The sequence below is a fragment of the Zoogloea sp. JDB1 genome (assembly GCF_056724025.1).
The window spans coordinates 4,910,569-4,930,911 of sequence record NZ_CM161496.1; the positions used below are offsets into that span (position 1 = coordinate 4,910,569).

The window sequence follows — 20,343 nt, forward strand, 5'->3', positions numbered from 1 at the left end:
CGCTATGTCGTTGAAAGTCCAAGACCATTCAACGATGGCGGGGGAACTCAAGCGGAAGTTAGATGATAACAATTCTCATCTACCAAAGTTTCAAAAGTCTGGCGCGATGAAAACGTGGGCAGGTGTGGGCTAGGGCTTGCTCCCGGCCAGAAATGACTACCCCGTCAATGATAATGATTCTCATTTACATCAAGCATGGGCTAGGCTGTCGCCCTCCCCCTGATGCCAACCACTTTCGGGTTTGTGGGGCTGGATGTGGGGTAGAAAGCAAAAACGCCCCGAAAGGGGCGTCTTTACTGGGTATCTGGCGGAAGCGGTGAGATTCGAACTCACGATGGGTTTCCCCACGCCGGTTTTCAAGACCGGTGCATTCAACCACTCTGCCACGCTTCCAATGCATTGCCTGTGCGCATATGCAGGGCGCGCATTCTAACATGAGAGCCCGATTCGCCAAGCCGCATGAAATCGGGCCACGGTTGAAACTTCCTGGAGCCTTCGCTACTCTCAATCCGTGCAGGCTATCCTGCTAATGTCATTCGGAGGATTTACATGCAACTCGACACTTACGGTCAGCAAACGCAGGTCTTGTCGCAAGGCGCCAACCGCGTGCTGCGCAACACCTATCTGCTGCTCGCACTTTCCATGGTGCCGACCGTTGCCGGTGCGCTGATCGGCGTACAGATGCAGTTCTCGTTCCTGGCGGGCAGTCCACTGATGAGCTTCCTGCTCTTCATGGGCATCTCGTTCGCATTCTTCTACGGGATCGAGAAGAACAAGAACAGCGGTCTCGGCGTGGCCCTGCTGCTCGGCTTCACCTTCTTCATGGGCCTGATGCTGTCGCGCATCCTGCAGGTGGCGCTCGGCTTCTCCAACGGCGGCTCGATGATCGCTCTGGCCGGTGGCGGCACCGCGGCCATCTTCGCGACGATGGCCGGCATCGCCAGCGTCTCCAAGCGTGATTTCAGCAGCATGGGCAAGTTCCTGACCGTCGGTCTGGTGGTCGTGCTGATCGCGATGGTGGCCAACATCTTCCTGCAGATGCCGGTGCTGCATCTGGTCATTTCTGCGGTCGTGGTACTGCTGTTCTCGGGCTACATCCTGTACGACATCAGCGCCATCGTGCAGGGCGGCGAGACCAACTACGTGACGGCCACGCTGGCTGTGTATCTGGACATTTACAACGTATTCGTCAGCCTGCTGAACCTGATCATGTCCTTCACCGGCGAACGCGACTGAACGTCGTCGGTCCCGCAGGAATCAGCAAAAACCCCGCTTCGGCGGTAATGCCGTTCAGTTAACACTGAACGGCATTTTCTTTTCTTGCCAAGTTGTTGTACACAATAAACAAGGCTATGAACCTCGGACTGAATGCTATCGAGTCCGCTTCATGGTTTGTCAGAAGTTCTGCCGCTGGCCGGGATAGACCGGTTGACGGAGCATTTGCCGCAAACGTGGATCGAGGAGGCACTTGAAGCCACGGGCAGCGCGAGCATCCGCCGAAGACGCTTGCCCGCAGAGCAGGTGGTCTGGCTGGTGATCGCACTAGCGCTGTATCGACACCAAATCGATGCCCGAGGTGTTGGCGACGCTGGATCTGGCGCAGCCAGCTGCCTCAAGGAGTCGAGCAAGAAATCTGGGGCGCACTGATCGCTTGCAACCTGATGCGCCTGGAGATGGCCAAAGCGGCAATCGTGGCAAAGGTCGAGCCGACCGATCTGAGCTTCGTGCGCGCGCTGCATACTCTGTAACACGAGATGATTTGGGCCGTCGGCATGGCCCCGAGAAAGCTGCCTGCCCACCTGATACGACTGCGCACCCAGATGCAGTTTGCGGTCGTCGAAAAACGACAGGGGCGTCAAAGCCCCCGTGTCGTCAAAGCACGCCCGGCTCGTTACACCGTCCGGCTTCTGAAGAAAAGACCCTAACTGAACGGTATTACCGGCTTGCCGGGGGTTTTTGTTTGCAGTCTGGTCCTGAACGCTCAGTCCCGCTCGAACAATGCGATGGACTCCACGTGGGAAGTCTGCGGGAACATGTTGGCAATGCCCGCGCCCTTCAGCTTGTAGCCCTTCTCCTTGGTGAGCACCGCGGTGTCGCGGGCCAGCGTGGCCGGGTTGCAGGACACATAGACGATGCGTTTCGGCGCCCGTTCGCCGAGAGCCTTGACCACCGCGATGGCGCCCTCCCGCGGCGGGTCGATGAGCATCTTGTCCAGATGACCAAGGGCCGCGAGGCTGTCCTCGGTGGCCTCGAAGAGGTTGGCGGCGTAAAACTCGCAACGCTCCGCGAGGCCGTTCGCTGCGGCGTTCTCGCCGGCACGGCGGACCAGCGCCTCGCTGCCCTCCACACCAACCACGTGGGCGCCCAGCGCGGCGATCGGCAGGCTGAAGTTGCCGAGGCCGCAGAACAGATCGGCAATGCGTTCACCGGGCTGCGGATCGAGCAATTGCATCGAGCGCCGCATCAGCACGCGGTTGATCCACATATTGACCTGTGTGAAGTCAGTCGGCCGGAATGCCATCGACACGCCGAACTCCGGCAGCGTATAGGCCAGACCGGGTGCCTCGGCAGGATGCAGGCGATGGGCGGAGTCCGGCCCGCCGGGCTGCAGCCACACCTGCACCTGCTCGGCGTCGGAAAAGGCCTTCAGGCGTGCGGTATCGGCCTTGCTGAGCGGCACGATGTGGCGGAACACCAGCACCGTGAGCCCTTCGCCGACGGCGATCTCGATCTGCGGCAGCCGATCGGGCGCAGACAGGCCGGCCACCAGCTCACGCAGGCGCGGCACCATGTCCGAGACATGCGGCGGCAAAATCGCGCAGCTCTCCATCGGCGCCACATAGCTGCTGCGCCGCTCGTGGAAGCCGATCAGTACGCCGCCTTTGCTGGGCACATCGCGTACGGTGAGACGGGCGCGATAACGGTAGCCCCAATCCGGCCCGACGATGGGCGGGTATAGCACGTCGGGCTTGGCGCGGCCGATGTGCCACAGGGCATTCTCCAGCACGCGCTGCTTGGCGGCCACCTGGGCACCCGATTCCAGGTGCTGCATGCTGCAGCCACCGCAGACACCGAAATGCGGGCAGAGCGGTTCGACGCGCTGGGAGCTGGATTTCAGGACACGGTCCGCATCCGCCAGTTCGTAGTTAGGCTTGACCTTGTGGGATGTGAACGTCACCCGCTCCCCAGGCAGGGCACCTTCGATGAAGATCGTCTTTCCATCGAGATGGGTGACGCCGCGCCCCTCGTGGTCGAGGGATTCGATGACCGCTTCGCGCATGGCCGGGAGTCCAGAAATGAAGGGCGCCATTTTAGCGGCGGGGCCGGTCTTTGCAAGGCGAACGGCTATAATCGCGCGATGACGAATACACTTCTGGGCGGCCTGACGGCGGAGGAATTCCTCGCCGAATACTGGCAAAAAAAACCACTGCTGATCCGCCAGGCAGTTCCCGGCTTCACCGGTGTCGCGACCAAGGACGAACTCTTTGAACTGGCCCGCGACCCTGACGTGGAATCCCGCTACGTCACCCATGACAACAAATCCTGGGAGGTCATCCGCGGCCCACAGAAGGCCTCTGACCTGCGCCGCAAGAAGCACCCGTGGACGGTGCTGGTGCAGGGCCTCAATCTGTTCTGCCCGGATGGCGACGACCTGCTGCATCGTTTCGACTTCATTCCCCAGGCACGCCTGGACGACCTGATGGTCAGCTACGCGATCGATGGTGGCGGCGTCGGCCCGCATTTCGACAACTACGACGTGTTCCTGCTGCAGGGCATCGGCCAGCGCCGCTGGCTGATCAGCAACCAGGACGACCGCAGCCTCGTCGAGGATGCGCCGCTGAAGATCCTGCAGAACTTCCAGCCCGTCCACGACTGGGTGCTGGAATCCGGCGACATGCTCTATCTGCCGCCGCACTGGGCTCACAACGGCATTGCGATCGGGGAATGCACAACCTATTCGATCGGCTTCCGTTCACCCACATCCCAGGAACTCGCCCAGCAGTTCATGGGCCATCTGCAGGAAACGATTCAAATCGACGGTATCTACGCCGACCCGGATCTGAAGCTCCAAGCCCATTCGGCCGAGATCAGTGATGCGATGATCGACCGCGTGGCTGACACCCTCAAGCGCATCACCTGGACCCGCGAGGACGTACGTGACTTCCTCGGCGCCTATCTCACCGAGCCCAAACCCCACGTCTTCTTCGACTGTCCCGACGAGCCGCTGGAACATGAAGAATTCACCGCCGCTTGTCTGGCCGACGGCTATCGGCTTGATGCGCGCAGCCTGTTGCTGTTCTCCGACGGCCGCTTCTTCATGAACGGCGAACCGGTTCCCGTCGAAAAGGAAGACCTCGCAGTCCTGCAGAACCTAGCCGATCAGCGCCGGCTCGACTCCGTCGTCGGCTTGTCCGAGGAAGGCTTGGCACTGCTCTATGACTGGTACTGCTGCGGCTTCGCACACCCATCAAAATCGCTGATGGAATGAGGCAGACGTTTGATCAAAGCGCTTGACAATTGCTTATCCCTGTTGCGGCAACGCAACAATGTCTTTATTCAAGCACTTCGTCCGTGATAGCATTCGAAGCAGATCGGGTCCCCCACCTGATTGCTCCTACATTTAGGTTGTTGTACTTCATTTATCGATAAGGGAAATCAACAATGAAACAATCTCTCCTGGTTGCTGCTCTCGTTGCACTCGCTGTTTCCGCTTGCGGCAAGAAGGAAGAGCCGAAGCCCGTTGAAGCTCCGGCCCCCGCTCCCGCTGCTGCTCCCGCTCCGGAAGCCAAGCCCGCTGAAGCTGCTCCCGCCGCTGCTCCGGCTGCTGACGCTGCCAAGCCCGCTGATGCCGCCGCTGCTCCGGCTGCTGACGCTGCCAAGCCGGCTGACGCCGCTGCCGCTCCCGCCGAGAAGAAGTAATCAGGTTTTCTCCGGAAGCAAAAAAAGCCAACCTGCGGGTTGGCTTTTTTGTTGCCGTTTGCTGACCGTGTGCTGCTCAGGCGTTCCGTCATTGCAGATGTCACGCAAAAAAAAATGCCGGGGCATGCCCGGCATTTTTGTAACAACAAGCAACAAACAGTCTTACTTGAGCTGGTCGAACAACAGCCCCAGGATCTTTCGAGCTGAGTCGGACGTGTCCGTGCCGCCCTCGCGGGTCAGCACCTGCACCGACGAACCACCGTCGCTGTTCTTCACGTAGATGCGATACTGGTTGCCGGTCTGAATCGACTGTTTGGAATCGCTGCTGCGCCAGAAAGCCAGCTTGGACAGCAGGCCTTCGTCGCCCTTCTTCTTGACGTCGACTTCCGGATCCACGTAACGCACGTAGTAGATGCCCTGGGAGCGATCCCGGTCTTCCACAGTAAAGCCAACGCGGTCAAGGGCCAGCCCCACACGCCGCCATGCACGATCGAAGCCTTCCTGCACCTGCAGCACGGAAGCACCACCAGACGCGCTCTGCAATTTGGCCTTGTCGGCGACCGGCGCCGCAGCGATCTGCGCCTTGGCGCGCGTCTCGTCAGCGCCGAGACGGATCATCAGACGTTGCAGGAACTCAGCTTCCAGTTCGGGATCCGCCGGGCGCGGTTGCCAGATCGTGCGGTCCTTGGCTTCGTTCGGATAGATCTCCACCATGCCGCGATGGCTGATGTAGATCTCGACCGAGCCAGACTCGTTCCCGGTTTCGAGGCGGGTACGGAACTTGTCGCGCTCGGGCGTCGAGTACAGACCATCGATCACCTTGCCGAGTGTACGGCGAATGATGTCGCTATCGATCTTGGCACGATTCTCGGCCCAGTCGGTCTCCATCACGCCGATCTCGGGACGATCAACATTCAACAGAAAACCGTTTTCCTGCCAGAACTCACGGACTTGCGGCCACAGCTTCTCAGCCGTACCCGGCACAACCAACCAGCGCTGGCTGCCAGCGCGCTCAATGCGCATCTTGTCGATGGCTTGGGGAGCAACGACGTTCGCGGCCGGCTTGGCTGCCGTGGCCGCACTGCCGACCTGCTGCCCGCTACGTTCCGCGTTGTAGGCGGAGAACGTGGCAGAACCCTTGGGGTTCAAGTCCGGGACGGCATAGCGATCATCCGCAGCAGGCGTGGTGAGATCGGGCGGAACCTCCAGCGAAGGCAGCGTAGCGGCAGTCGCCGCACTCTTGTAATCGATTTTCTTCGATTCCAGCAAGGAACCGGAGCAACCGGTCAACGCAATCGTCGCTACAACGATTGCTGAACCGGAAGCCAGCTTTCGGCTTTGCATGCGTAACCCTCGGGATGGGAAATACAAACTCAAACTTCGAGGCCGGCCTGACGCATCGCGTCACGCACGCGCTCGTGAAACCCCTCGGACAAGCGCGTCAGTGGCAGGCGGATGCCGGACCCGATGAGACCCATCTGTTCGACAGCCCACTTGACCGGGATGGGGTTGGCTTCGCAGAACAGGTGGCGGTGCAGACCGACCAGCTTGGCGTTGATCTCACGGGCCTTCACGCCATCACCGGCAGAAGCGGCGACGCACAGCTCATGCATCAGGCGCGGCGCCACGTTGGCGGTGACCGAGATGGTGCCATGGCCGCCGAGCAGGATGAAGGCCAGTGCGGTCATATCGTCGCCCGTGTACAGCGCGAAATCCTTGGGGGCACGGGCGATCAGGTCGCAGGCGCGATCGATGTTGCCGGTGGCGTCCTTGATGCCGATGATGTTGGGGATCTCTGCCAGGCGCAGCGCGGTGTCGTTGGACATGTCCGCCACCGTGCGCCCAGGCACGTTGTAGAGAATCGTCGGCAGCGGGCTCGCCTCGGCGATGGCACGGAAGTGCTGGTACAGGCCTTCCTGCGTCGGGCGGTTGTAGTAGGGCACGACCGACAGACCGGCGATCGCACCGGCCTCACGCGCGAACTCGCTCAGCTCGATGGCTTCGCGGGTGGAGTTTGCGCCCGTGCCGGCGATGATGGGAATACGTCCAGCGGCGTGCTCGACGGCAACGCGGATCAGTTCGCAGTGCTCCTCGACGTCCACCGTGGGCGATTCGCCAGTAGTGCCGACGACGACGATGCCATCGGTGCCTTCCTTGACGTGGAAGTCGATGAGGCTGCGAAAACGGGAAATATCCAGGCTGCCATCTTCGAGCATCGGGGTAACGATGGCGACAATCGAACCGGTAATCATGAGCTAGTGCTGGAGAGGGAAAGTTGGGTATTGTACCCAATCACTTCGAGAAGCATAGACGGGTGCAAACAGCGGTTACCAAAAGGCAGCTACGACCGTGACGAAGTCACGCCAGCCATGAAACGAAAAACCCGCCGAAGCGGGTCTGCAATGAGCGACAGCGATCGGCTTACAGGTCTGCCAGACTCTTAACGTGGGCAACCACGCTGCGGGCCAGCGAGGACAGGGAGTATCCACCCTCCAGCAGGGACACGATGCGGCGCCCCGCGCATTCGGCCGCAACGGTCTTGAGTTGTTCGGTGACCCACACGTAGTCGGCCTCGACCAAGCCCATGGACCCCATGTCGTCCTCGTAATGCGCATCAAAGCCCGCCGAGATGAAGATCATCTCGGGTGCGTGGTTGCGCAGGGCCGGCATCCAGATGTTGGTGACGACTTCGCGGAACACGTCCCCCCGACTGCCCGCCTTCATCGGCACATTGACCATGTTCGGGGCCGGGTTGTCGGCACCGCTGTATGGGTAGAACGGGTGCTGAAAGATGCTGACCATCAGCACGCGGGGATCGTCCTTGAAAATGTCTTCCGTCCCGTTGCCGTGGTGCACATCGAAGTCCACGATTGCAACTCGCTTCAGGCCGTGCTCCTCAAGCGCATGCCGGGCAGCCACCGCCACGTTGTTGAAGAAGCAGAAGCCCATCGCCTTGCCGGCCTCGGCATGGTGGCCGGGTGGGCGGATTGCACAGAAGGCATTCTCTGCCTGGCCGGACAACACCAGATCGGTGGCGTAAACACCTGCGCCCGCAGACCTCAGCGCAGCCTTCATGGTGTTGGGGCACAGGGCGGTATCCGGATCCAGGTGACGGATGCCGTGCTCGGGCACGCTGGCGAGCAATTCCTCGACGTGCTCGCGGGGGTGCGCGCGGGAAAGCTGCTCTATCGTGGCCTGCGGCGCATCGTGGAAGGCCAGGTACATGTCGAGCCCCGCTGCGATCAGACGGTCGTTGATCGCACCGAGACGCTCCGGGGATTCCGGGTGATGTTCACCCATGTTATGCAACCAGCAATCCCGGTGCGTGATGAATGCGGTACTCGTCATAAACTCTCCCCTGCCTCTCACAGTGTTTTGTTATACGTCGCGAATGCTGGCACTCTCCGGCGCACGCCTTGTCCGGCGCGAACTCCACGACTTTGCGCCGGTCTGTGGAGCACGGCGCCGAGAGCGCTGTTGTGGAATCATTATCCCCTTAACTCCAGCCTGAAAAAAGCCCGCCCCATGCCGCATCAGATTGCCAATCGACTTGCCGAAGCCACATGCCGGGTCATTCTTGGCAAGGAACATGCCGTCCGTCTCGCCCTTGCCTGCCTCTTGGCCCGCGGCCACCTGTTGATCGAGGACATCCCGGGCGTCGGCAAGACGACCTTGGCCCATGTCCTCGCCCGCGTGCTGGGTCTGCAGTTCCAGCGCATCCAATTCACCAGCGACATGCTGCCTGCCGACATCGTCGGCGTGTCGGTCTTCGACCAGCGGGAAGGCGCCTTCCGCTTCCATCCGGGCCCAGTGTTCTCCCAATTGGTGCTGGCCGACGAGATCAACCGCGCAACACCAAAGGCCCAGAGCGCCCTGCTCGAAGCCATGGAGGAACGCCAGATCAGCGCTGAAGGCCGCACCTGGCCGCTGCCCGAGCCCTTCTTCGTCATCGCCACGCAGAATCCGGCCGAACAGATCGGTACCTTTCCGTTGCCGGAGAGCCAGCTCGATCGCTTCCTGATGCGCATCTCCATGGGCTATCCGGACCCCGTCGCGGAACGCGCGCTGCTTGCCGGGGAAGATCGTCGGGATATGCTGGCGCGCCTGCAACCCGAACTCCAGGCCGACGAACTGGCCGGCCTGTTTGCCGCCGTACGCCAGGTTCACGCCGCCCCCCGTCTGCTCGATTACGTGCAGGTGCTCCTTGCCCACAGCCGCCAGGGCTCGGGCTTTGCCATCGGATTGTCGCCCCGGGCCGGCCTGGCCCTGCTGGCGGCCGCCCGGGCGTGGGCCCTGCTGGCCGGACGTGATCATGTACAGCCCGAAGATGTGCAGGCCGTCCTGCCAGCTGTTGCCGGCCACCGCCTGCGCGCAGCCGACGATGCTCCGCTGATGCCGGACCAACTGGCACGTCGCCTGATCGAAGCGGTGCCGCTGCCCGGATGAAGCTCGCCCCCCTGTACACAGCCTTCCAGCGCTGGCTGTTCCGCGTCAGCACCCCGGAGGCACCGCCTATATTGTTGGGCCAACGGCGCATCTTCGTGCTGCCCACACGCTTCGGACTCGCTCTCGGCGGCACCCTCGCGGTGATGCTGCTGACGTCGATCAACTATTCCCTGAGCCTGGGCTATGCCCTGACTTTCCTGATCGGCGGCGTCGCCTGGATGAGCATCCACCACGCCTTCCGCAATCTGGTCGATCTGAGCGTTACCTCCGGCCGCGTCGAACCGGTTTTTTGCGGCGCCCCTGCACACTTCGGCGTCCTGCTGAACAACCCGACAACACGTCCCCGTGTAAGTCTGCAACTGAGACCAACACGCATCAAGCCTGCCACGACACCAGAACACTTCGATTTGCCAGCAGCCGGCCAGGCCCTGCAGCACGTCGCGATCGCCACTACGCGTCGCGGGTGGCTCCAACTCCCCCGCCTGACCCTGGAAACCCAGCATCCACTCGGCCTGATCCGCGCCTGGAGCCTATTCCAGCCCGACCTGCGCGGACTGGTCTATCCCACACCGGCCCCCCATGCCCCCGGCCTTCCTTACGGCCTGGACGACCTCCCCGGCGACAGCCCCCGCAGCCACGGACAGGACGACTTCGCCGGTCTGCGCCACCACCAGCTGGCCGACTCGCCACGCCACGTGGCCTGGAAAGCCGTGGCCCGGGGCGGCCCGTGGCGCACCAAGACTTTCGATGGCGGCGGACGCAGCACGATCTGGCTCGACTGGCAGGCCCTGCCCGCCGGCCTGGACATCGAGGCCCGCCTGTCCCGCCTGACTCGCTGGGTGATCGACGCCGAGCAGGCCGGCCTCGAATATGGTCTGCGGATTCCCGGTACGACGCTTCGTCCGGCCCACGGCGCGCCCCACAGGCACGCCTGCCTTGTCGCTCTGGCGCTATTTGGCCCAAACCATGACTGAAACCCGCCTGCGCCCCGACCAGGCCGGCTGGCTGATCGCCAGTGCAGCCATCAGCCTGGCACCCCATGTCGAGCACCTGCCACCCGCCCTGGCGAGCATCTGCTCGCTGCTGCTGGCATGGCGCGGCGTCATCGCTGCCGGCAAGGGCCGCTTGCCACACCGTTTCGTATTGCTGAGTCTGGGTACTGTGGTTGTGGGCCTGGTCTTGCTGGAGTACCGGCATCTGTTCGGCAAAGACCCCGGCATTACCTTCCTCGCGGGGCTACTGAGCCTCAAACTACTCGAAACCAACAGCCGTCGTGACGGCCGGGTCGTTCTACTGCTGTGCTTCTTCATGCAGACCGGCCAGTTCCTTTACCAACAGGGCATGCTCATCGCCGCCCTTGCCCTGCTCGGGACTACGACGGCCATCGGTAGTCTGCTGGCGCTGGAGGGGCCGCCCCTCGCACCACGGGTACGCCTCGCCGCCGCCGCGCGGCTGGCGCTGCAGGGCGTTCCGCTGATGCTGGTGCTGTTCGTCCTGTTTCCCCGCGTACAAGGCCCCCTATGGGGATTGCCGGCAGACGCCTACAACCGGGTCAGCGGACTGTCGGACAACATGACACCGGGTGACGTGGCACGCTTGAGCGAATCCAGCGAGATCGCCTTCAGAGCGTCTTTCGCCGGCGAACTGCCGCCACCCTCGGAACGCTACTGGCGTGGCCCTGTTCTCAGCCTCTTCGACGGCCACAGCTGGCGCGCCGGCCGAAACGACATGGCCTTGCGCCCGAGCTATGCTCCCCAGGGCGTCGCCTACCCTTACACACTGACGCTGGAAGCCCACAACCAACGCTGGCTGCTAGCCCTCGATTTCCCGGGCGATGCCGCCGGACTGCGCTACGGCACCGACTTCCAGCTGATGTCAACCGAACCTGTGCGCAGCCGGATCCGGCTCTCACTGGTGTCCTATCCCCACACTCCCGTTGGTCTCAACGCCACGCCTCGCGAACTGCGCGAAGCCATGGTACTGCCCGCCGGCAGCAACCCGCGCACCCAGGCGCTCGGCGCCCGCATCAGGCAGGAGGCCCGGGATGCCGGAGATATCCTCCAGCGGGTCATAACCGATTTCCGTCGGCGCAGCCTGAGCTACACCCTCGACCCACAACCGCTGGGCCGCGACGACGCGGACAACTTCCTGTTCGACACGAAACAGGGTTTCTGCGAACACTTTGCCTCCGCCTTCGTCATCACCATGCGCGCGGCGGGCATCCCGGCTCGGGTCGTCACCGGCTACCAGGGCGGTGAGATCAACCCGGTGGACGGTACGCTGGTGATCCGCCAATCCGACGCCCATGCCTGGGCTGAAGTCTGGCTGGCGGGACAGGGCTGGAAACGTATCGATCCGACCGCGGCCAGTGCCCCTCGCCGAATCGACGGCGGCCTTGCCGCAGCCCTGCCCGACGACGGCCACTTGCCGCTCCTGGCTCGCAGCGATCTCGCGTGGCTGCGGACACTGCGCAATCAGTTGGATGCCCTGGACAACCGCTGGAACCAATGGGTTCTCGGGTACAATCCGGCCCGCCAGAAAGCGCTGCTCTCCGGAATAGGCGTGGCCGATGCCGACTGGCAGACGATCACCGCGCTGATGGGGGGCGCCTGCGCCGTCGTCATGGCTCTGCTGACGGCATGGGCGCTGCGTCACCGCAACGCAGCGGATGCCCTGGACCGCAGCTGGTCGATGTTCTGCAAACGCCTCGCCGCTGTGGGCCTCCCGCGGGCCACTTGGGAAGGTCCGCAGGATTACGCCAGCAGGATCGCCGGCTTGCGGCCGGATCTCGCCGACACAGTGAATCGCATCGCAACTGAATACGCCCACCTGCGTTATGGCCGCACCGGTATCGGCCCCGCCGCCTTCCAACGCCTGCAGCACGTCATCAAGAATTTCCACCCCCGATGAAAAACGCTCTCCTCCACCGGCACCTACTGCTATCCATCCTGGCCGGCCTCCTCATGTCCTCCGTCCAGGCTTCGGAACGCTATGCCGACCGCCCTGAAGCCCAGCAATTCATCGCCGAGATGCAGCAACGCCATGGTTTCGATAAAGACGCGCTGACTTACATTTTCCGCCGTGCCCAGTATCTGCCGTCAGTGATCAAGGCCATCTCGCCGCCGAAGGATCCCGGCGTACGTTCCTGGCAGCGCTACCGGAGCCGTTTCATCGAGCCGGTGCGCATCAAGGCTGGCGTGGTCTTCTGGGATCGTTACCAGGACGCCATCAAGGCGGCGAGCGAAAAGTACGGCGTGCCGGAAGAGATCATCGTCGGCATCATCGGCGTGGAGACCATCTACGGCCGCAACACCGGCAACTATCAAGCGGTGTCGGCCCTGTCCACGCTGGCCTTCGACTACCCTCGGCGGGCCGAGCTGTTCCGCGGCGAACTGGAAAACCTGCTGCTGATGGCGCGCGAACAGCACCGCGACCCGCTCGACTACCAAGGCTCCTACGCCGGAGCGATTGGCCTGCCCCAGTTCCTGCCAAGCAGCGTGCGCAACTATGCGGTGGACTTCGACGGCGACGGCCAGATCGACCTGCTCAACAGCCCCAAGGACGCCATCGGCAGCGTCGCCCGCTACATGCAGATGCACGGCTGGGAGAGCGGCGCGCCGATCGCCATTCGCGCCAGCGTTGCGCCGGGCGCCGACCTCGCTGAACTGATCGCCAACGACGTGGATCCGACCTTTGGTCCGACCACTCTGGCCAGCCATGGCGTCAAGGCAGCCAGCGGCGAAATGCCCGCCAATAGGGCAGCCTTCGTCGAACTCGTCACTCCTGGCGAAAGCAGTGAATACTGGCTCGGCTACCAGAACTTCTACGTGATCACCCGCTACAATCGCAGCAGCTTCTACGCGATGTCAGTCTTCCAGCTCGGCGAAGCGGTCAAGGCAGCCCGCGACACAGCGCTCGCGAACAAGCGCTGACGCCCGGGACGACCATGGGGGCGAATGAGTGCGCCGCGCCCCCAGCTTTCATACTAGAGGAGTTCCAGCACCTTCTCCGGCGGCCGGCCGACCACGGCCCGCTCGCCGCGCACGACGATCGGCCGTTCGATGAGGATAGGATGCGCCGCCAGCGCATCCAGCCATTCGTCCTCGCTGAGCGAACGCCCCTTGTAGTCGGACTTGTAGATGTCCTCTCCAGTACGCACGATGCTCTCGGCCGGCACACCCAGCTTCCTGACCACTTCGGCCAACTCGGCCCGGCTCGGTGGGGTCTTGAGGTATTCGACGATTTCCAGCGCGACACCCTTTTCCTGCAGCAGGGAGCAGGCGGAACGGCTCTTGGAACAACGGGTGTTGTGATAGACGCGAACGGTTTCGCTCATGGGTTCAATCCTGACGGGAGATGGGTTAACAGAACGCCGCGGCGGCTGGCCGGCATTCCGCCCACCGCTCCGGACTAGAGAAGCACATCCTTCGAGACGCCCCGCCGCTTGATGATGCGGCGCAACTGGCCAAGCGCCTCAAGCTGGATCTGGCGCACCCGCTCGCGGGTCAACTCCAGGCTGTCGGCCAGTTCCTCCAGCGTCTGCACCTCACACTCGTCGATGCCGTAGCGGTGGCGAATCACCATGCGCTGCTTTTCGCTGAGCTGGCCGATCCATTCCCGCACGAGGGTCTCGACTTCGAGATCCTGGATCTGCACGTCCGGCGTCTCGGCATCGTCGTCCGCCAGCGATTCGCCGATGGACAGAGTCGGATCGATGTCCAGCGGCGCATCCAGCGAGGCTGTGTGCTCGTTGAGGGCCAGGATCGCCCGCACATCCTCCACCGGTCGCCCCAACTGCCGGGCAACGTCTTCGATCGTGGTATCGCCGTTGCTGGCCGCCTCAAGCTGACGTTGGCAACGCAACACCTGGTTGAGCTCCTTCACAACGTGCACCGGCAAGCGGATCGTGCGCGACTGGTTCATGATCGCCCGCTCGATGTTCTGGCGGATCCACCACGTCGCATAGGTGGAGAAGCGGAAGCCCCGCTCGGGATCGAACTTCTCGAGGGCGTGGATGAGGCCCAGATTGCCCTCCTCCACCAGATCGAGCAACGGGATGCCCCGGTTGAGATAATGCTTGGCGATATTGACGACCAGGCGCAGGTTGCGCTCGATCATCGTCTGCCGGGCGAGGAAGTCGCCCTGGCGGACCCGGCGCGACAGGGACAGCTCCTCGTCCGCGGTCAGCAGCGGATTGGCGCCGATTTCGTTGAGATACAGCTGGGTGACATCACCCAGGAATTCTGTGTCGGGGGACTGCGCCGGGACTTCGAGGAAGGCCTCAACCTCCGGGGGCAGGTCCTGCTCGGGACTTTCGAGTTCCTCAGGAACGGCCGGATCGTACATGGAGTCCTCTCTGAACCGTGGGGAGACACTCGGGGAGACAACATTTCATGCAGCGCCTCCTGCCAGTACTCACCCAAAGTTCGGCAAGGGTGATGCCCGGCGACTATAGTCATTCATATCAGCGCACCGTTCGACCCAGCCATCCCCTTGCGGTACTCAGCGAGAGGGCAGGAATTTGCCTGGATCGACCGGCTTGCCCTGCTTCCGGATCTCGAAGTGCAGTTTCGGGCGATCACTGTCGGTGTCACCCAGTTCAGCAATCTTCTGTCCTTTACTCACCGCCTGCCCTTCCTTGACCAGCAGATTCTGGTTGTGGGCGTATGCGCTCAGGAAGTTATTGTCATGCTTAACGATAACGAGTTTGCCGTAACCGCGCAAACCCGTGCCCGCATAAACGACGCGGCCGTTGGCTGCCGCAAGGACGGGGTCACCGGTCTTGCCGGCCAGATCAACCCCCTTGCTCGAGGTTTCGTTGAAACCGGCGATGACCTTGCCCGCGGTGGGCCAAGCCCAGTCTATTTTGCCATCGTCACTGCCTGTAGCCGGCGCCGGCGGCTTGGCCTGCTCAGGTTTTTTCTCTTCCTTGGGCTCGGGCTTGTGTTCCGACTTGACCACTGCCTCCGACTTCGCGGCTTCAGGCTTACCCACATCCGGTCGCGGTTCGATCTTGGCCACAACGATCGGCGCTTCCGGCTTCTGGGCCTGGGCCCAGGCCTGCTCGGAATACGGGACCTTGCCACCCTTTGGTTCCCGGCGCACGCCATCGCTGCTCACTGCAGCCACGGAGGCTCCTGCCCCGTTGGTGCCAACCGGACGCACGTCGACACCGGACAACGTCACCGGACGCGTCACGGCGCCGGACTCTGGCGGACGCACACGCAGTTCCTGCCCGACCTCAATGAGGTTGGCGTTCTCGAGCCCGTTCCAGGCAGCAATGTCCCGGTAGTTCTGGCCATTGTCGAGGGCGATGCGGATCAGAGTGTCACCCGGCTTGACGATGTAGTACCCCGGCCGTGCCACCCTGGGTTGCGGAGGCGCTGCCGGGGTTTCGGTCTTTTCCGGCAATGAGCCCGCTGGACGCGTGGTGCGTTCCGCAACCGGTGCAGGCGACTTGGTGGCGCACCCGGTCAGCAGCAGGGTGAGCAGGAGGCTACTGGTACAAACGCGGGACAACATCATTCGTTAAGCATCAATCATTCTGTGCCGGGCAGCAGGGGTACAAAGCGCACCGCGCTGAGGCGTGTTTCTCGGATGCCGCGAGCGCTACGCTCAATCAGCACCAGGACCTGCTCCGCCGCACCGACCGGAAGAATCAGGCGACCACCGTCGGCGAGTTGCTCGACGAGCGCTGGCGGCACCTTCGGCGCAGCCGCCGCAACGATGATCGTGTCGTAGGGTGCAGCTTCCTTCAGGCCCACGCTACCATCGGCATGTTTCAGGCGCAGGTTGGGTCGACGCAGGTGGCGCAGGTTGTTGCGTGCCCGGTCGAGCAGCGGCAGCAGGCGCTCCACAGAGTAGACCTCGGTTGCCAGATGGGACAACACCGCCGCCTGGTAGCCACACCCCGTTCCGACCTCCAGGGTCTTGCCGAGTTCGCGGCCGGCCATCAATAGTTCGATCATGCGCGCCACAACGAAGGGCTGCGAGATGGTCTGCTGCAGGCCGAGGGGTAGCGCCGTGTCCTCGTAGGCCCGCGATGCCAGCGCCTCTTCGACGAAGAGATGACGCGGCACGGCCATCATGGCGGTCAGGACACGCTCGTCGCGCACGCCTTGCTCCCTGATACGCTCGACCATGCGCGTCCGCGCCCTCAAGGCGGATTGCAACGCGGCGCGCAGCACTTCGCTGCTCATTTGCCCAGCCAGTCGCGCACGGTGGCGATCTGGCCCTGATGGGTCAGATCGATCTGCAGCGGCGTGACGGACACAAAGCCGTTGGCCACTGCGTGGAAATCGGTCCCTTCACCGGCGTCCTGAGCCGCGCCGACGGCACCGACCCAATAAACGGTTTCATTGCGCGGCGTCACCGACTTCACGGTGGGCTCGGCTTTGTGACGCTTGCCAAGGCGCGTGACCTGAATTCCCTTGATCTGCTCATAAGGCAGATCAGGTACGTTCACATTCAGCAAGGTTGGCACGCCGACGGGCTCGTGCAGGAAACGCTCGACCAGTTCGCGGGCCACCCGCGCCGCGCCGGAGAAATCCGAGGCCCCCTTGGCCACCAGGGAAATGGCAATCGATGGAACCCCTAGCAGGAAGCCTTCAGTTGCCGCCGCAACGGTTCCCGAATAGATCGTGTCATCACCCATGTTAGCGCCGTGGTTGATGCCTGACACGACCATGTCTGGCAGTTCGTCCAACATGCCGGTGACCGCCAGATGCACGCAGTCGGTAGGCGTACCATTGACGTAGTGGAAGCCACTGGCCGCCTTGCGCAGGGACAGGGGCCGATCGAGAGTCAAGGAATTGCTCGCGCCGCTGCGGTCCCGCTCCGGAGCAACCACGGTGACCTTCCCGACTTCAGACAGGGCAGCCGCGAGGGCGTGCAGGCCAGGAGCGAAATAACCGTCGTCGTTGCTCAACAGGATGCGCATTGGAATCCGGAATCAGGCTTTCAAAACAGGTGGGATGAAGGCTCGCCTGACGCTCTCCCGGAGGGCTGTACCCAGCCGGGCGCGACATGCAAGAACCTTGAACAGGCGGCGAGTTTAGCAGAGTCGGCTTCGCCGCTGCTAGGCGGAAACGCCCCAAGAGCCAACCATGGCACCCATGGCGGGGAAAGACGAATTTGTTTTCGCCGTCGTGGAATAAAGTGGGTATGGGCGCTGTTTAGACAGTACCCAGCCACCCCAAAAGGAGACAACGACCATGAACAAGCTCTTTCTCGCGATGAGTCTTTCCACCGCCCTCGGCGCCTGTGCCAGCATGCACGACGCGCCACCGGCACAGAGCAACTACGGCATGCTCACCAACGCCCAGGGCATGACCCTCTACGTCTTTGACAAGGACGCAGCCGGCAGCGGCAAAAGCGTCTGCAACGGCCCCTGCGCCACCAACTGGCCGCCGCTGCTCGCAGGCGAAAAAGACCAGGCCCGCGGCGACTGGAGCATGGTCAACCGTGACGACGGACGCCGCCAGTGGGCCTACAAGGGCCGCCCGCTGTACAACTGGAGCAAGGACCAGAAGCCCGGCGACACCAGCGGCGACGGATTCCTGAACAACCAGTGGCACGTCGCCCGCCCCTGAGGCGCCTTCGTCCCCGCGCCAATACCTGGTCCAATGCGCACCGAGCACGCCATCCTCGCCGAGATCCCGCGCCTGCGCCGCTATGCGCGGGCGCTGACCGGCAACGACGCGGATGCCGATGACCTGCTGCAGGACACCCTGGAACGGGCGCTGGGCAAATGGACACTGTGGCGCCCGGGCAATCTGCGGGCCTGGCTGCTGACCATGATGCACCACGTCTTCCTGAACCAGCTACGTACCCGGCCCCCCATCGTCGCGCTGGACGAGGACACACCCTCGATTCCGGTCCGCCCCCAGCAACAGGATGAACTGGATGTGCGCGACCTGGACCGCGCGCTGGCCCAACTGCCGCCCGACCAGCGGGAGGTCCTGCTGCTGGTCGGACTGGAAGAACTCAGTTACGCCGACACCGCCCGCATCCTCGGCATCCCCCAGGGAACCGTCATGTCGCGCCTGTCCCGCGCCCGCGAACGGCTGCGCGCCATCCTGGCCGGTGAGGACCGGCCCGTGCATCTGAAGGTCGTGAAATGAACAAGGAGCGCATCGGCAAGGAGCAACTGCACGCCTACGTGGACGGGCAGCTATCCGCTGCGGAGTCAGCGCAGATCTCCACCCACCTCGTCGACCACGCGGACGACCGGGTCAGCGTCGAAATCTGGCGCAACCAGAAGACGCTGCTGCATGCAGCCTACGATCGCCAGCTCGACGCGCCGATCCCCCACGCCATCGCCGCCCAGCTAAACTCCCGACCCAACAAACACTTCCGTCAGGCGGCCATTGCCGCGGCCTGGCTCGCAATGGGCATCGGGATCGGCTTCGTCGCCGACCACCAGTTCAGCCCTACACCGACCGCCCCCACGCTCGCACTGGCCAGCCTGCCGCAGAGGGCCGCCGTCGCCCATGCGGTATTCACCCCGGAAGTCCGCCACCCCGTGGAGGTCGGTGCCGATCAGGAGGCGCACCTGACGGCCTGGCTGTCGAAGCGCCTGGGCCATACGCTGCGCGCCCCCAAGCTGGCGGCAGAGGGCTTCCACCTGGTCGGCGGACGCCTGATCGCTGCGGACAGCGGCCCCGGCGCCCTGCTGATGTACGAGGATGGCGGCGGCCAGCGCCTGACCCTGTATGTCTGCGCCGACTATCAGGATAGCGGCGCCACCGCTTTCCGCTTCGCCCACCAGGATGGCGTCTCCACCTTCTACTGGATAGACGGTCGCCAGGCCTATGCCCTGTCCGGCAAGCTGCCGCGCGAGAACCTGCTGCCGATCGCCAACGCGGTTTATCGGCAACTCAACGGGGAAGGCTAGGTCGAAGACCTGGCTGACGGATCGGGCGAACGAATTCGCCTCCAAGCGGATCAGTCGGGAACACGTCACCCCGTTCGTCCATCCCTGTAATTTTCGCTGCCCTTCTCCGTCTACATCATCACGAATAGTCACAATGGACACGCTGCCATGCTGATCCGCCGCCCCACCGATATCCTGCCGTCCGAAATCACCGCCCCCGAGCTGTACCACGACCGGCGCCGTTTCCTGGCCCAGTCCACCGCCCTCGCACTAGCGGCGACCCTTCCAGTAGGCGTGGCCCGCGCCGCCGGCCAGAGCCTCGGCCCGCTGGCCAGGAGCCCCTACAGCGTCAGCGAGACGCCGACGTCCTACAAGGCCGTCACCACCTACAACAACTTCTACGAACTGGGCACCGACAAGACCGATCCGGCCGAGAACACCACCCGCCTCAGGCCGGCCCCCTGGACGCTGCGCGTCGAGGGCCTGGTGAACAAGCCACGCACCTTCAGCATCGAGGAGCTGCTGAAGCTCGCCCCGCTGGAGGAGCGCATCTACCGCATGCGCTGCGTGGAAGGCTGGTCGATGGTCATCCCGTGGGTCGGCTTTCCGCTGGCCAGCCTGCTCAAGCTGGTGGAGCCCCAGGGCAGCGCCAAGTACGTGGAGTTCGTCTCCCACTACGACAAGAGCACCATGACCCGTGGCGTGCTCGACTGGCCCTACAACGAGGGCCTGCGCATCGACGAGGCCCGCCATCCGCTGACCCTGCTGTCAGTCGGGTTGTATGGCGAGGTACTGCCGGTCCAGAATGGCGCGCCGATCCGCCTGGTAGTGCCCTGGAAGTACGGCTTCAAGGGTGCCAAGTCCCTGGTGACGCTGCGCCTCACCGAGAAACAGCCGATCACCGCCTGGATGAAAGCCGGACCGAGCGAGTACGGCTTCTACTCCAACGTGAATCCGGAAGTGGACCACCCGCGCTGGAGCCAGGCCACCGAGAGGCGCATCGGCGAGTTCTCCAAGCGCAAGACGCTGATGTTCAACGGCTATGCTGACCAAGTCGCATCAATGTACACCGGCATGGACCTGCGCCGCTTCTTCTGAACACA

Annotated in this window: 21 protein-coding genes and 1 tRNA gene; 12 read left to right on the plus strand and 10 right to left on the minus strand. The window is 63.3% G+C overall.

From position 1 onward, the window contains the following. Positions 1–305 precede the first annotated feature (305 nt). A tRNA-Ser gene (locus AC1PPK_RS22260) sits at positions 306–393 on the minus strand. A gap of 156 nt (positions 394–549) precedes the next feature. Here AC1PPK_RS22260 and AC1PPK_RS22265 point away from each other — a divergent pair. Together AC1PPK_RS22265 and AC1PPK_RS22270 are read left to right on the plus strand one after the other, a co-directional pair. Beyond that, positions 550–1,236: a Bax inhibitor-1/YccA family protein gene (locus AC1PPK_RS22265; RefSeq protein WP_481115181.1), complete on the plus strand. Its 687-nt coding sequence runs from the start codon at positions 550–552 to the stop codon at positions 1,234–1,236. A gap of 132 nt (positions 1,237–1,368) precedes the next feature. Further along, positions 1,369–1,647, plus strand: coding sequence for a transposase domain-containing protein (locus AC1PPK_RS22270; RefSeq protein WP_481115182.1), 279 nt, complete (start codon positions 1,369–1,371; stop codon positions 1,645–1,647). A gap of 334 nt (positions 1,648–1,981) precedes the next feature. Here the strand turns inward: AC1PPK_RS22270 and rlmD are convergent, their stop codons facing one another. After that, a complete protein-coding gene (gene rlmD, locus AC1PPK_RS22275) occupies positions 1,982–3,280 on the minus strand; it encodes a 23S rRNA (uracil(1939)-C(5))-methyltransferase RlmD (protein WP_481115183.1) in 1,299 nt (432 codons plus the stop codon). 78 nt (positions 3,281–3,358) lie between these two features. On the opposite strand from rlmD, the gene AC1PPK_RS22280 reads away from it, so the two are divergent. Both AC1PPK_RS22280 and AC1PPK_RS22285 read left to right on the plus strand, forming a co-directional pair. Then, positions 3,359–4,489, plus strand: coding sequence for a JmjC domain-containing protein (locus AC1PPK_RS22280; RefSeq protein ID WP_481115184.1), 1,131 nt, complete (start codon positions 3,359–3,361; stop codon positions 4,487–4,489). Positions 4,490–4,662: 173 nt separating this feature from the next. After that, positions 4,663–4,920: a hypothetical protein gene (locus AC1PPK_RS22285; RefSeq protein ID WP_481115185.1), complete on the plus strand. Its 258-nt coding sequence runs from the start codon at positions 4,663–4,665 to the stop codon at positions 4,918–4,920. Between the two features lie 162 nt (positions 4,921–5,082). On the opposite strand, the gene bamC is transcribed toward AC1PPK_RS22285, so the two are convergent. From bamC to AC1PPK_RS22300, 3 genes are all read right to left on the minus strand, one after another. Next, on the minus strand, positions 5,083–6,264 hold the full coding sequence (bamC, locus tag AC1PPK_RS22290; RefSeq protein WP_481118253.1) for an outer membrane protein assembly factor BamC: 1,182 nt from the start codon (positions 6,262–6,264) through the stop codon (positions 5,083–5,085). A gap of 29 nt (positions 6,265–6,293) precedes the next feature. Further along, on the minus strand, positions 6,294–7,172 hold the full coding sequence (gene dapA / locus AC1PPK_RS22295) for a 4-hydroxy-tetrahydrodipicolinate synthase (RefSeq protein WP_481115186.1): 879 nt from the start codon (positions 7,170–7,172) through the stop codon (positions 6,294–6,296). A gap of 169 nt (positions 7,173–7,341) precedes the next feature. Next, the gene (locus AC1PPK_RS22300; protein ID WP_481115187.1) at positions 7,342–8,268 is read right to left on the minus strand and encodes a histone deacetylase family protein; all 927 of its coding nucleotides are present in this window, start codon (positions 8,266–8,268) and stop codon (positions 7,342–7,344) included. A 177-nt stretch (positions 8,269–8,445) separates the two neighbouring features. Here AC1PPK_RS22300 and AC1PPK_RS22305 point away from each other — a divergent pair, with 177 nt between their 5' ends. The 4 genes from AC1PPK_RS22305 to mltB are packed head-to-tail and all read left to right on the plus strand — an operon-like array spanning position 8,446 to position 13,298. Beyond that, positions 8,446–9,366, plus strand: coding sequence for an AAA family ATPase (locus tag AC1PPK_RS22305; RefSeq protein WP_481115188.1), 921 nt, complete (start codon positions 8,446–8,448; stop codon positions 9,364–9,366). Next, positions 9,363–10,340: a DUF58 domain-containing protein gene (locus AC1PPK_RS22310; RefSeq protein WP_481115189.1), complete on the plus strand. Its 978-nt coding sequence runs from the start codon at positions 9,363–9,365 to the stop codon at positions 10,338–10,340. The genes AC1PPK_RS22305 and AC1PPK_RS22310 overlap by 4 nt, the downstream gene beginning before the upstream one ends. Beyond that, entirely contained in the window at positions 10,333–12,276 is a 1,944-nt protein-coding gene (locus AC1PPK_RS22315; RefSeq protein WP_481115190.1) for a transglutaminase TgpA family protein, read from the plus strand. The genes AC1PPK_RS22310 and AC1PPK_RS22315 overlap by 8 nt, the downstream gene beginning before the upstream one ends. Continuing rightward, a complete protein-coding gene (gene mltB, locus AC1PPK_RS22320; RefSeq protein ID WP_481115191.1) occupies positions 12,273–13,298 on the plus strand; it encodes a lytic murein transglycosylase B in 1,026 nt (341 codons plus the stop codon). Before AC1PPK_RS22315 ends, mltB begins: the two co-directional genes overlap by 4 nt. Positions 13,299–13,351: 53 nt before the next feature. Here mltB and arsC read toward each other — a convergent pair whose 3' ends face one another. The 5 genes from arsC to surE form a co-directional block, all read right to left on the minus strand. Then, positions 13,352–13,702 (minus strand): arsenate reductase (glutaredoxin), encoded by a 351-nt coding sequence (arsC, locus tag AC1PPK_RS22325; RefSeq protein WP_481115192.1) that lies wholly within the window; start codon positions 13,700–13,702, stop codon positions 13,352–13,354. A gap of 74 nt (positions 13,703–13,776) precedes the next feature. Then, positions 13,777–14,712: an RNA polymerase sigma factor RpoS gene (rpoS, locus tag AC1PPK_RS22330; RefSeq protein WP_481115193.1), complete on the minus strand. Its 936-nt coding sequence runs from the start codon at positions 14,710–14,712 to the stop codon at positions 13,777–13,779. A gap of 156 nt (positions 14,713–14,868) precedes the next feature. Further along, positions 14,869–15,891, minus strand: coding sequence for a peptidoglycan DD-metalloendopeptidase family protein (locus AC1PPK_RS22335; RefSeq protein WP_481115194.1), 1,023 nt, complete (start codon positions 15,889–15,891; stop codon positions 14,869–14,871). Positions 15,892–15,905: 14 nt separating this feature from the next. After that, positions 15,906–16,565 (minus strand): protein-L-isoaspartate(D-aspartate) O-methyltransferase, encoded by a 660-nt coding sequence (locus AC1PPK_RS22340; protein ID WP_481115195.1) that lies wholly within the window; start codon positions 16,563–16,565, stop codon positions 15,906–15,908. Continuing rightward, positions 16,562–17,305 carry a 5'/3'-nucleotidase SurE gene (surE, locus tag AC1PPK_RS22345; protein ID WP_481115196.1) on the minus strand — a complete coding sequence of 248 codons (744 nt, stop codon included), beginning with the start codon at positions 17,303–17,305 and terminating at the stop codon, positions 16,562–16,564. Before surE ends, AC1PPK_RS22340 begins: the two co-directional genes overlap by 4 nt. A gap of 274 nt (positions 17,306–17,579) precedes the next feature. On the opposite strand from surE, the gene AC1PPK_RS22350 reads away from it, so the two are divergent. From AC1PPK_RS22350 to msrP, 4 genes are all read left to right on the plus strand, one after another. After that, positions 17,580–17,957, plus strand: a complete 378-nt coding sequence (locus tag AC1PPK_RS22350; RefSeq protein WP_481115197.1) for a COG4315 family predicted lipoprotein — start codon at positions 17,580–17,582, stop codon at positions 17,955–17,957. A gap of 33 nt (positions 17,958–17,990) precedes the next feature. Further along, the gene (locus tag AC1PPK_RS22355) at positions 17,991–18,488 is read left to right on the plus strand and encodes a sigma-70 family RNA polymerase sigma factor (protein ID WP_481115198.1); all 498 of its coding nucleotides are present in this window, start codon (positions 17,991–17,993) and stop codon (positions 18,486–18,488) included. Further along, positions 18,485–19,261: an anti-sigma factor family protein gene (locus AC1PPK_RS22360; protein ID WP_481115199.1), complete on the plus strand. Its 777-nt coding sequence runs from the start codon at positions 18,485–18,487 to the stop codon at positions 19,259–19,261. The genes AC1PPK_RS22355 and AC1PPK_RS22360 overlap by 4 nt, the downstream gene beginning before the upstream one ends. 147 nt (positions 19,262–19,408) lie before the next feature. Beyond that, the gene (msrP, locus tag AC1PPK_RS22365; protein WP_481115200.1) at positions 19,409–20,338 is read left to right on the plus strand and encodes a protein-methionine-sulfoxide reductase catalytic subunit MsrP; all 930 of its coding nucleotides are present in this window, start codon (positions 19,409–19,411) and stop codon (positions 20,336–20,338) included. The last annotated feature ends 5 nt before the right edge of the window (positions 20,339–20,343 follow it).

Excerpts from the sequence above, each read along its gene's own strand:
- AC1PPK_RS22265 (WP_481115181.1), top strand. The coding sequence starts at position 550 with ATGCAACTCGACACTTACGGTCAGCAAACGCAGGTCTTGTCGCAAGGC.
- AC1PPK_RS22270 (WP_481115182.1), top strand. The coding sequence starts at position 1,369 with ATGCTATCGAGTCCGCTTCATGGTTTGTCAGAAGTTCTGCCGCTGGCC.
- rlmD (WP_481115183.1), bottom strand. The coding sequence starts at position 3,280 with ATGCGCGAAGCGGTCATCGAATCCCTCGACCACGAGGGGCGCGGCGTC.
- AC1PPK_RS22280 (WP_481115184.1), top strand. The coding sequence starts at position 3,359 with ATGACGAATACACTTCTGGGCGGCCTGACGGCGGAGGAATTCCTCGCC.
- AC1PPK_RS22285 (WP_481115185.1), top strand. The coding sequence starts at position 4,663 with ATGAAACAATCTCTCCTGGTTGCTGCTCTCGTTGCACTCGCTGTTTCC.
- bamC (WP_481118253.1), bottom strand. The coding sequence starts at position 6,264 with ATGCAAAGCCGAAAGCTGGCTTCCGGTTCAGCAATCGTTGTAGCGACG.
- dapA (WP_481115186.1), bottom strand. The coding sequence starts at position 7,172 with ATGATTACCGGTTCGATTGTCGCCATCGTTACCCCGATGCTCGAAGAT.
- AC1PPK_RS22300 (WP_481115187.1), bottom strand. The coding sequence starts at position 8,268 with ATGACGAGTACCGCATTCATCACGCACCGGGATTGCTGGTTGCATAAC.
- AC1PPK_RS22305 (WP_481115188.1), top strand. The coding sequence starts at position 8,446 with ATGCCGCATCAGATTGCCAATCGACTTGCCGAAGCCACATGCCGGGTC.
- AC1PPK_RS22310 (WP_481115189.1), top strand. The coding sequence starts at position 9,363 with ATGAAGCTCGCCCCCCTGTACACAGCCTTCCAGCGCTGGCTGTTCCGC.
- AC1PPK_RS22315 (WP_481115190.1), top strand. The coding sequence starts at position 10,333 with ATGACTGAAACCCGCCTGCGCCCCGACCAGGCCGGCTGGCTGATCGCC.
- mltB (WP_481115191.1), top strand. The coding sequence starts at position 12,273 with ATGAAAAACGCTCTCCTCCACCGGCACCTACTGCTATCCATCCTGGCC.
- arsC (WP_481115192.1), bottom strand. The coding sequence starts at position 13,702 with ATGAGCGAAACCGTTCGCGTCTATCACAACACCCGTTGTTCCAAGAGC.
- rpoS (WP_481115193.1), bottom strand. The coding sequence starts at position 14,712 with ATGTACGATCCGGCCGTTCCTGAGGAACTCGAAAGTCCCGAGCAGGAC.
- AC1PPK_RS22335 (WP_481115194.1), bottom strand. The coding sequence starts at position 15,891 with ATGATGTTGTCCCGCGTTTGTACCAGTAGCCTCCTGCTCACCCTGCTG.
- AC1PPK_RS22340 (WP_481115195.1), bottom strand. The coding sequence starts at position 16,565 with ATGAGCAGCGAAGTGCTGCGCGCCGCGTTGCAATCCGCCTTGAGGGCG.
- surE (WP_481115196.1), bottom strand. The coding sequence starts at position 17,305 with ATGCGCATCCTGTTGAGCAACGACGACGGTTATTTCGCTCCTGGCCTG.
- AC1PPK_RS22350 (WP_481115197.1), top strand. The coding sequence starts at position 17,580 with ATGAACAAGCTCTTTCTCGCGATGAGTCTTTCCACCGCCCTCGGCGCC.
- AC1PPK_RS22355 (WP_481115198.1), top strand. The coding sequence starts at position 17,991 with ATGCGCACCGAGCACGCCATCCTCGCCGAGATCCCGCGCCTGCGCCGC.
- AC1PPK_RS22360 (WP_481115199.1), top strand. The coding sequence starts at position 18,485 with ATGAACAAGGAGCGCATCGGCAAGGAGCAACTGCACGCCTACGTGGAC.
- msrP (WP_481115200.1), top strand. The coding sequence starts at position 19,409 with ATGCTGATCCGCCGCCCCACCGATATCCTGCCGTCCGAAATCACCGCC.